The organism is Embleya sp. NPDC005575 (genome assembly GCF_040605455.1).
Lineage (GTDB): Bacteria > Actinomycetota > Actinomycetes > Streptomycetales > Streptomycetaceae > Embleya.
In genome coordinates, this window is sequence record NZ_JBEXCV010000302.1 from 1 (window position 1) to 4,283 (window position 4,283).

Sequence of the window (4,283 nt, forward strand, 5' to 3'; positions counted from 1 at the left end):
CGCTGCCGGACAGCGGCTCGACCTCGGGTTCGGTCAAGTACGGCGCGACGATCGCGCTGGAGGGTGACGTGTCCGCGCTGCGCTCCCCGGGCCGGCGCGCGACTTGTCGCGATCGGGCGCGATTTCGGCGGGTCCGACCGGCGTCCGCGGGCCCCGGGCCGATGCCGCGCTCCCAGGCAACTCCCAGCCGCCAATCAGCCTTCGGGAACGTGCCCGGACCAGGCTGTGCGGCCATGAGGCGTGTACGACTCCGACGGAAGTCGGTCCTGATCAACCTGGCCTTGGCCACCGCGATGGTGACCGGCGCCGGCTTCGCCTACGCGGCCGTGGACGACGGCGGTGGATCGTCCCGCGCCACCAGGACGCGCACCGGCAAGGTGACCAAGGGGACGGTGCTGGCCACGGTGTCCGCGTCGGGGTCGTTGACCTCCCCCTCGGATGTGGGCGTCGGCTTCACCGCCGCCGGGAAGGTCACCACCCTCGCGGTCAAGGTCGGCGACACCGTCACCGCCGGCCAGGTCCTCGCGCAGATCGACCCCACCCAGGCGCAGGAGGCGCTGGACGCGGCGAAGGCGGCCGTCACGGTGGCCCAGGCAAATCTGACCAAGGCCCGGGCGGGCACTTCGGTCCAGCAGAACGGCGGCGGCGGCAACGGCAGTGGCGGCGGCAATCAGGGCACGGGCGCCCAGAACACGGTCCTGCGCGGCTCGACGGGCGGCGGAGCCGCGAACGGAGGCAACGGCAGCGACGCTGTGCCCACCGCCACGTCCACGACGGCGCCGCCCCGGACCACGGCGCCCCCCGTCACCCAGCCGCACCCGACCGTCACCGTCACCGTCACCAAGGCCCCGACGGCCACCCCGTCGCCGAGCACGACGGTGGACGCGGCGGCGGTGAGCCAGGCCGAGTCGGCCCTGATCGCGGCGAACAACAAACTCGCCGACGCCCAACGGGCCCTGGACGGCTGCGTGCTCAAGGCGCCGTCGACCGGCGTCGTGGCATCGGTGTCCGGCAAGGTCGGCGACACCGTCTCCGCGGCCACCTCCACGGGCGGGTCCGGCGGATCCGGTGGCGCGAGCGGCGGCCAGGGCCAGGGAGGTTCGTCGTCCGCGTCGTCGTCGAGCACCGCGGTGACCGGCTTCGTGGTGATCGCCAACCCGACCGGCATGGAGACCCGGGTGTCCTTCCCGGAGGCCGACGCCGCCAAGGTCAAGGCCGGGCAGCCGGCCACCGTGACGCTCAACGTGAACTCCGCGATCCGGCTGAACGCCAAGGTGATCAGCGTGAATCCGCTGCCGGACAGCGGCTCGACCTCGGGTTCGGTCAAGTACGGCGCGACGATCGCGCTGGAGGGTGACGTGTCCGCGCTGCGCACCGGACAGACCGCGAACATCTCGGTGGTCGTCGCCGAGGCCGACAACGCGTTGCAGGTGCCCTCGGCCGCAGTCTCCGGCACGGGCGCGACGGCCTCGGTACGGGTCCTGGTCAACGGGGTCGAGCAGCGCCGTACGGTGACCGCGGGCGTGGTCGGCGACCAGACCACCCAGATCGTCTCCGGTCTGGCCGAGGGCGACGAGATCGTGATCGGCACCGTCGCCGCGACCGGTGGTGCCGGTTCCACGTCGGGGCGGTCCGGCCAGTCCACCCGAGGCGGCACGGCCGGAGGCGGCCTCCCCGCCCCGGGCACCGGCAACTTCCCCGGCGGCGGCGCGACCGGCGGGTCCGGCGGCGGCATCCCGCGCGGCGGCTCGCGATGACCGGGCCGGACGCGGGCCGTCCTGCGCCGGTGATCGACGTACGCGCGGTGACCAAGTCGTACGGGCACGGCGCAGCTTCGGTGCACGCGCTGCGCGGCGTCGACCTGACCATCGAGAGCGGCGAATACGTCGCCATCATGGGCAGTTCGGGCTCGGGCAAGTCGACCCTGATGAACGTGCTCGGCTGCCTGGACGTGCCCACGTCGGGCCGCTACCTGCTCGACGGCCTCGACGTCGGCCGGCTGGACGAGCACCAGCTCGCGCTGGTTCGCAATCGCCGGATCGGCTTCGTCTTCCAGTCGTTCAACCTGATCCCGCGCACCAGCGCACTCGCCCAGGTCGAACTCCCGCTCTCCTATGCCGGCGTGCGGGCCAAGGAGCGCCGCCGCCGCGCCCTGGCCGCGCTCGACCTGGTCGGCCTGGCCGACCGCACCGACCACGCGCCCAACGAACTCTCCGGTGGCCAGCAACAACGCGTCGCGCTGGCCCGGGCGTTGGTCACCGCACCGGCGCTGCTGCTGGCCGACGAGCCGACCGGAAACCTGGACAGCCACAGCACCGCGGAGGTATTGGGCATCCTGGATCGGCTGCACGGCGCCGGACGCACGATCGTGATCATCACCCACGAGGACGAGGTGGCCGCGCGTGCCGGGCGGGTCCTGCGCCTGGTCGACGGCCTGGTGGTCGCCGACCACCGCCGCCCACCGGCACCGTCCCCCGCCCCGCCGCCGACCGCACCCGTTCCATCCGATGCATCCGGCGTACCCGATATGTTCGATATGCCCGGCGAAGGAGCCCGCCGGTGAACCCCGTCGAGGTACTGCGCTTCGCCGTCCTGGGTCTGGCCGCCAACAAGATCCGCACCGCACTGACCATGCTCGGCGTACTCATCGGCGTCGGTGCGGTGATCCTGCTGGTCGCCGTCGGCAACGGCTCCTCCAAGTCCGTCCAGGCTTCGATCCAGCGGCTGGGCACCAACCTGTTGACCATCTCGCACACCGCCGGTGGCGGCCGGTTCGGCGCGGCCGGGCAGGGCGGTGCGCTCAAGGACCTCACCCTGGACGACGCCCAGGCGCTGGTCGACAAGACGCTGGCCCCGCACGTGAAGTCGGCCGCGCCGGTGCAGACCACGTCGCAGAGCATCACCTACGCCGGTCAGTCGGTGACCGTGTCCCAGATCGTCGGCACCACGCCGGATTGGTTCGCCACCACCAACCACGACCTCGGCCGGGGCGCGCTGTTCGGCACCGAGGACGTGACCGCCCGCCGCAAGGTCGCCGTCCTGGGCAGCACCACGGTGGAGAACGTGTTCGGTACGGAGAACCCGATCGACAAGGAAATCCTGATCGGCGGCATACCGTTCCGGGTCGCCGGCGTGCTGGAGACCAAGGGCGGCAACGGCGCGGCCGACTCCGACGACACGATCGTGTTGCCGGTGACCACGATGCGCGACAGCCTGACCGGCTACGGCTCGTTGTCCTCGGTCGCGGTCCAGGCCACCTCCTCCACCGACACCGCGCTCGCCCAGGACGAGGTCACCTCCATCCTGAACAACCGGCACCGGATCGCCGGTTCCGCACAGAGCGACTTCCGGATCACCAACCAGCAGTCGCTGCTGAGCGCCAACGACGAGACCAACAAGACCTTCACCGTGCTGCTCGCGGCGGTCGCGGCGATCTCGCTGCTGGTCGGCGGGATCGGGATCACCAACATCATGCTGGTGACCGTCGCCGAGCGGACCCGCGAGATCGGCATCCGCAAGGCGATCGGCGCCCCGCGTGGCGCGATCCTGGGCCAGTTCCTCGCCGAGTCGACCCTGCTGTCCGTACTCGGCGGCGGTCTGGGCGTGGCCGCCGGGCTGTTCGCGGCGCGCTTCGAGGTGGTCGGGATCACGCCGGTCGTGGTGCCGAGTTCGGTGATCGGATCGTTCGCCGTATCGGTGGCCATCGGCCTGTTCTTCGGCGGCTACCCGGCCGCGCGCGCCGCCGCGCTGCGGCCGATCGAGGCGCTGCGGCACGAGTAGGCCGCAGGAACAGCCCGAAGACCCCCGCCGTTCCCGCGTCCAGGAGGAGACCCGAGAGCATGACGCCCAAGCCCCACCCCGGCCGGCACGACACCCGGCCGCAGGCCACCGTCCCCGACCAGCCGGCACGGCCCGACTCCGAGGCCCTCGACCCCTATTCCCGCCTCCCCGGGCCCGGTGACCCGGGCTCGGCGGCGAACGCCGCGGCCGAGACCGGGTTCGTCGCCGGCTTCCGAACCGAGGCGGAAGCGGGCGACGAGCCCCACCCCGACGAGTCGCCGGAGGACATCCTCGGCCGACCGCCGGCCGCGCGCGACGTCGCCGCCGAACTCGCCGCCCCGCCCCGGCGCAGGCTGCCCCTGCTCACCCTGGCCCTGGGCGCGGGCGTGTTCGCGTCGGTCGGCTTCCTGGCCAGGTTGGCGGTGCCGCCGTTGGTGAGCCACATCTTCTGACCGTTGAGCACGTAGAACTCGCCGTCCGGCACCGCCTTGGTGCGGATCGCC

General features: G+C 72.6%; 4 protein-coding genes. All 4 read left to right on the top strand.

Annotated elements, in window-relative coordinates; all coding sequences use genetic code 11:
- Nucleotides 1-233 precede the first annotated feature (233 nt).
- The 4 genes from ABZS54_RS42295 to ABZS54_RS42310 are packed head-to-tail and all read left to right on the top strand — an operon-like array spanning nt 234 to nt 4,232.
- On the top strand, nt 234-1,757 hold the full coding sequence (locus ABZS54_RS42295; protein WP_355548589.1) for an HlyD family efflux transporter periplasmic adaptor subunit: 1,524 nt from the start codon (nt 234-236) through the stop codon (nt 1,755-1,757).
- Between the two features lie 29 nt (nt 1,758-1,786).
- On the top strand, nt 1,787-2,563 hold the full coding sequence (locus ABZS54_RS42300) for an ABC transporter ATP-binding protein (RefSeq protein ID WP_355548592.1): 777 nt from the start codon (nt 1,787-1,789) through the stop codon (nt 2,561-2,563).
- A complete protein-coding gene (locus ABZS54_RS42305) occupies nt 2,560-3,780 on the top strand; it encodes an ABC transporter permease (protein WP_355548595.1) in 1,221 nt (406 codons plus the stop codon). The genes ABZS54_RS42300 and ABZS54_RS42305 overlap by 4 nt, the downstream gene beginning before the upstream one ends.
- A 59-nt stretch (nt 3,781-3,839) precedes the next feature.
- On the top strand, nt 3,840-4,232 hold the full coding sequence (locus tag ABZS54_RS42310) for a hypothetical protein (RefSeq protein ID WP_355548598.1): 393 nt from the start codon (nt 3,840-3,842) through the stop codon (nt 4,230-4,232).
- Nucleotides 4,233-4,283 lie beyond the last annotated feature (51 nt).

Excerpts from the sequence above, each read along its gene's own strand:
- ABZS54_RS42295 (WP_355548589.1), top strand. The coding sequence starts at position 234 with ATGAGGCGTGTACGACTCCGACGGAAGTCGGTCCTGATCAACCTGGCC.
- ABZS54_RS42310 (WP_355548598.1), top strand. The coding sequence starts at position 3,840 with ATGACGCCCAAGCCCCACCCCGGCCGGCACGACACCCGGCCGCAGGCC.